This is a genomic window from Inquilinus limosus, assembly GCF_002195995.1.
Taxonomy (GTDB): Bacteria; Pseudomonadota; Alphaproteobacteria; order DSM-16000; family Inquilinaceae; genus Inquilinus; species Inquilinus limosus_C.
Map to the genome: position 1 here is coordinate 1 of NZ_NHON01000193.1, position 4,225 is coordinate 4,225.

Consider the following 4,225-nt stretch of genomic DNA (forward strand, 5'->3'; position numbering starts at 1 on the left):
CCGTCGGCGATCGCGGCCTCGGTGGTGGCACGGCCGGCACAGGCGCCGGCGGCCAGCAGCGGGCCGTTGAGATCCGGCAGCACATAGCCGCCGCGGGTCCAGTCCAGCTTCGGGCGGATGCCGCGCTGGCTCAGCAGATGCGTGGTCGGCATCCAGCCGCCGGAGATGGCGATGGCGTCGCAGTCGATGGCGACCGCCCTGCCGCTGCCGCCGGCCGCGCCGATGCGGGCGCCCTCGACGCCCAGCCGGCCCTTGGCGCCGCGCACCGCCGACCCGGCATGGATCGCGATGCCGGCGGCGCGCAGCTCTTCCGACAGCGGGTCGGGCAGGGCGGCGCGGCCGTCGACCAGCCCCGCGACCTCGACCCCGTGCCGCTTCAGCGCCAAAGCGGCGCGGGCGGCGCCGTCATCGATCCCCGCCACCAGCACCCGCTTGCCCGGGGCCACGGCGTAGCGATGGGCGTAGCGATGCGCCGCGCCGGCCAGCATCACGCCGGGGCGGTCGTTGTTCGGGAACACCAGCGGCTGCTCGATCGCCCCGGCCGCGACCACGATCGCCTTGGCCCGGATGGTCCAGAAGCGCTGGCGCGGCAGATGCGCCGGCGGCTCGGCCAGATGATCGGCGACGCGCTCGACCAGCCCGACCGTGCCGTGGTCGTAGATCCCGAAGGCGGTGCCGCGCGGCACCAGCGTCACCCGGTCGCCGAAGCCCTGCAGCGCCGCCAGCCGCTCCGCCACCCAGTCGGCCGCCGGACGCCCCTCGACCGGCTCGTCCTCGCCCAGCAGGCTGCCGCCGAACCGGTCGGTCTCGTCGCACAGGATGACGCGGGCGCCGGCCTCGGCCGCGGCCAAGGCGGCGCTCAAGCCCGCCGGGCCGCCGCCGACCACCAGCACGTCGCAGAAGGCGTGGCGGCGCTCATAGCGGTCGGGGTCGGTCTCGGTCGGCGCGGCGCCCAGGCCGGCGGCGCGGCGGATGATCCGCTCATAGACCGGCTCCCAGAACGAGGCCGGCCACATGAAGGTCTTGTAGTAGAAGCCGGCCGGAAACACCGGGGCCAGGAGGCCGTTGAGCACGCCCAGCGCGTCGAAGCTCAGGGACGGCCAGCGGTTCTGGCTGTTGGCCACGAGCCCGTCATACAGCTCGACCACGGTGGCGCGGGTGTTCGGCTCGTGCCGGCCGCCGGTCCGCAGCTCGACCAGCGCGTTCGGCTCCTCCGACCCGGCCGACAGGATGCCGCGCGGCCGGTGGTACTTGAAGCTGCGGCCGACCAGGCGCACGCCGTTGGCCAGAAGCGCCGAGGCCAGCGTGTCGCCGGGATGGCCCTCGTAGCGCTGGCCGTCGAAGGTGAAGCCGAGCCGCGCCGACCGGTCGATCAGCCCGCCCTGGGCCAGGCGATGGGAGGTCATCGTCCACTCTCCGCCGCCGCCGGGCGCCGCATCGGCTCGGCCGCCGTGATCTCATGGGTCAGCGTGTCGCGAGTGACCAGGATCCAGGACCGGCAGCCGTAGCTGTGCTGCCAGTATTCCCTGTGCGCGCCGCGCGGGTTGTCGTGGCGGTAGACATGGTCGAACCAGGGCACCGCCGCAGTCTCCTCATGCGGCGGGCGCGGCGTCTCGGCATCGCCGCCATAGTGGAATTCGGAGAGGTCGCGCGGGCCGCACCAGGGGCAGGGGATTCGCATATGTCCGCTCCTCAGTGCCGGTTCGCGATCGGGCCGACGCCGTTCTCGTCGATGATCCGGCCGTGCTCGAACCGGTCGAGGGCGAAGGGCCGGTTCAGCTCGTGCGGCGCGCCGTTGGCGATGGTGTGGGCGCAGACCCAGCCGGAGCCGGGGATGGCTTTGAAGCCGCCATAGCACCAGCCCATGTTGAGATAGAGGCCGTCGACCGGCGCCAGGCCGATGATCGGGCTGCCGTCCATCGACATGTCCATCACCCCGGCCCAGTGCCGCAGGATGCGGGTGCGCGACAGGTTGGGCATCAGCGCGATGGCGGCGGTGGCGATGTCCTCCACCACCGGCAGGTTGCCGCGCTGGGCGTAGGAGTTGTAGCCGTCCAGGTCGCCGCCGAAGACCAGCCCGCCCTTGTCGGACTGGCTGATGTAGAAATGGCCACTGCCACCCCAGGAGAAGACGTGGTCGACCACCGGCTTCAGCCCCTCGCTGACGAAGGCCTGCAGCAGGTGGCTCTCGATCGGCAGCTTGAGGTCGAGCTTGCGCGCGAGGGTGGAGGAGGAGCCGGCGGTGGCCAGGCACACCCGGTCGGCGCTGATCGGGCCCTTGGCCGTCATCACCCCGGTGACGCGCTCGCCGTCGCGCAGGAAGTCCAGCACCTCGCAATCCTCGATGATGTCGACGCCCAGATTGCTGGCGCCGCGGGCGAAGCCCCAGGCCACCGCGTCGTGCCGGGCGGTGCCGGCGCGGCCCTGGCGCATGCCGCCATAGATCGGGAACAGCGCGTTGTCGGAATAGTCGAGGTTCGGCGCCATCCGGCGCAGATCGTCCGGCTCCAGCCACTCGGCGTCGATGCCGGCCAGCCGCATGCCGTTGCCGCGGCGGCGCAGCGCCATGGCGCCGCCCACCGAGGTCGCCAGGAAGATCGAGCTGCGGGCCGAGAACATGACGTTGTAGTTCAGCTCCTCGCTGAGGCCGTGCCACAGCTTGAGCGACCATTCATAGAAATGCTGGTTGTCGGGCAGCAGGTAGTTGGAGCGGACGATGGTGGTGTTGCGGCCGACATTGCCGCCGCCGATCCAGCCGCGCTCGATCAGCGCGACATTGGTGATGCCGTGGTTGCGGGCCAGGTAGTAGGCGGTGGACAGGCCGTGCCCGCCGCCGCCGACGATGATGACATCGTAGCTTTTCTTCGGCGTCGCCTTGCGCCACGCCGGCTCCCAGCCGCGATGACCGCCCAGCGCCTTCCGCGCCAGCGAGAAGAAGGAATACCGCTGCATCCTCGCGCCCGCCTCCGCCGGGTTGGCCCGGCACCTCCCGATCCTGCCAGTACAGTACACCACTGTATGTTGGAGGGAAGAGGGATGTCGGCGGGAGCGCTGCGGCTGCAGAGGGATGTATGGCGATCGGACACAATTCCGCTTTGATTCCGAGTCACCGTCCCGACTGGCCGACCACGGGTCGGCAGGAGACGACATGATGACCGGCATCACCACCGGAAGGTTGGCATCCGGTGCCTGGCGGATCGGCGGGGTCGGCGCCCTGGCGCTGCTGGCGGCCTGCGGGCCGACGCCGTCGGAGATGCAGCTGAACTATGCCTCGCAGCGTTGCTCCTACGGCGATCCCTATGCCTGCAACGCGCTGGGCCAGCTGTCCTATCAGGCGCAGGTCGAGCGGCAGCAGCAGGATACCAACACCGCGCTGGCGGTGGGCGCGCTGGCGATCGGCGGCCTGGCCATCGCGGCGGCGGCCTCGGACAACGACCATTATGATGGCTGGCATCGCCGGCGCTGGCGCGACGACGGCTGGCGCGGCCGGGGCCGTCACCGTTGGTGATCCCAGTGGCCGCCTAGCGCCGCGGCACCACCAGCGCGTCGACGGCGACAGCGCCGCGCGGCAGGGCCAGGACCGGGTTGACGTCGATCGCCTCGACCAGGTCGCCCAGCGCCGCGGCGAGGGTGGAGAAGCGCGCCGCGGCCTCGGCCAGGGCGTCGACATCGGCGGCCGGGGCGCCGCGGGCGCCGTCCAGCAGCGGGCGCAGCCGCAGCCGGTCGATCAGCCGCCGCGCCTCGGCAGCGTCGAAGGGTGGCAGGGCGAAGGCGGCATCCCGCAGGATCTCGGCATGGATGCCGCCGAAACCAATCACCACCACCGGCCCGAAATCCGGGTCGCGCTGCAGCCCCAGCATCATCTCGACGCCCTTGTCCCGGACCATCCGCGCCACCACGACGCGCGGGCCCAGCCGCACCGCCAGGTCGCGATGCGCCTGGCGCAGCGCCACCGGGTCGGCCAGGTTCAGCCGCACCCCGTCGACATCGGTCTTATGCGCCGTGCCGGCGGTCTTCAGCGCCACCGGGAAGCCGATCCGCATGGCGGCCTCGACCGCCTCGGACTCGTCCTTGGCCATGGCGCAGGGCGTGACGGTCAGGCCGAAATCGGCCAGCAGGCGCAACGCCTCGGCCTCGGTGACAGGATGGCCGTCGGCCAGCCGCGCCCGCCAGCGCGCGACCGCCGCCTCCGGGGGCAGCGGCGGGCGCATCGGCGGCCGGGCGG

General features: G+C 72.3%; 5 protein-coding genes. 1 reads left to right on the forward strand and 4 read right to left on the reverse strand.

Translation table 11 applies throughout. The features are described 5' to 3' along the window. From BWR60_RS35710 to BWR60_RS35720, 3 genes are all read right to left on the reverse strand, one after another. A partial coding sequence (locus tag BWR60_RS35710) for a 2Fe-2S iron-sulfur cluster-binding protein (RefSeq protein WP_144445879.1) occupies nt 1-1,406 on the reverse strand: 1,406 nt, incomplete at its 3' end. Then, nucleotides 1,403-1,681 carry a sarcosine oxidase subunit delta gene (locus BWR60_RS35715; RefSeq protein WP_088158061.1) on the reverse strand — a complete coding sequence of 93 codons (279 nt, stop codon included), beginning with the start codon at nt 1,679-1,681 and terminating at the stop codon, nt 1,403-1,405. The genes BWR60_RS35715 and BWR60_RS35710, both read right to left, overlap by 4 nt. 11 nt (nt 1,682-1,692) lie before the next feature. Then, nucleotides 1,693-2,952 carry a sarcosine oxidase subunit beta family protein gene (locus tag BWR60_RS35720; RefSeq protein WP_088158063.1) on the reverse strand — a complete coding sequence of 420 codons (1,260 nt, stop codon included), beginning with the start codon at nt 2,950-2,952 and terminating at the stop codon, nt 1,693-1,695. 196 nt (nt 2,953-3,148) lie between these two features. On the opposite strand from BWR60_RS35720, the gene BWR60_RS35725 reads away from it, so the two are divergent. Further along, the gene (locus tag BWR60_RS35725; RefSeq protein ID WP_088158065.1) at nt 3,149-3,508 is read left to right on the forward strand and encodes a hypothetical protein; all 360 of its coding nucleotides are present in this window, start codon (nt 3,149-3,151) and stop codon (nt 3,506-3,508) included. 13 nt (nt 3,509-3,521) lie between these two features. Here BWR60_RS35725 and BWR60_RS35730 read toward each other — a convergent pair. Beyond that, a partial coding sequence (locus BWR60_RS35730; RefSeq protein WP_179222091.1) for an acetate--CoA ligase family protein occupies nt 3,522-4,225 on the reverse strand: 704 nt, incomplete at its 5' end.

Excerpts from the sequence above, each read along its gene's own strand:
- BWR60_RS35725 (WP_088158065.1), top strand. The coding sequence starts at position 3,149 with ATGATGACCGGCATCACCACCGGAAGGTTGGCATCCGGTGCCTGGCGG.
- BWR60_RS35720 (WP_088158063.1), bottom strand. The coding sequence starts at position 2,952 with ATGCAGCGGTATTCCTTCTTCTCGCTGGCGCGGAAGGCGCTGGGCGGT.
- BWR60_RS35715 (WP_088158061.1), bottom strand. The coding sequence starts at position 1,681 with ATGCGAATCCCCTGCCCCTGGTGCGGCCCGCGCGACCTCTCCGAATTC.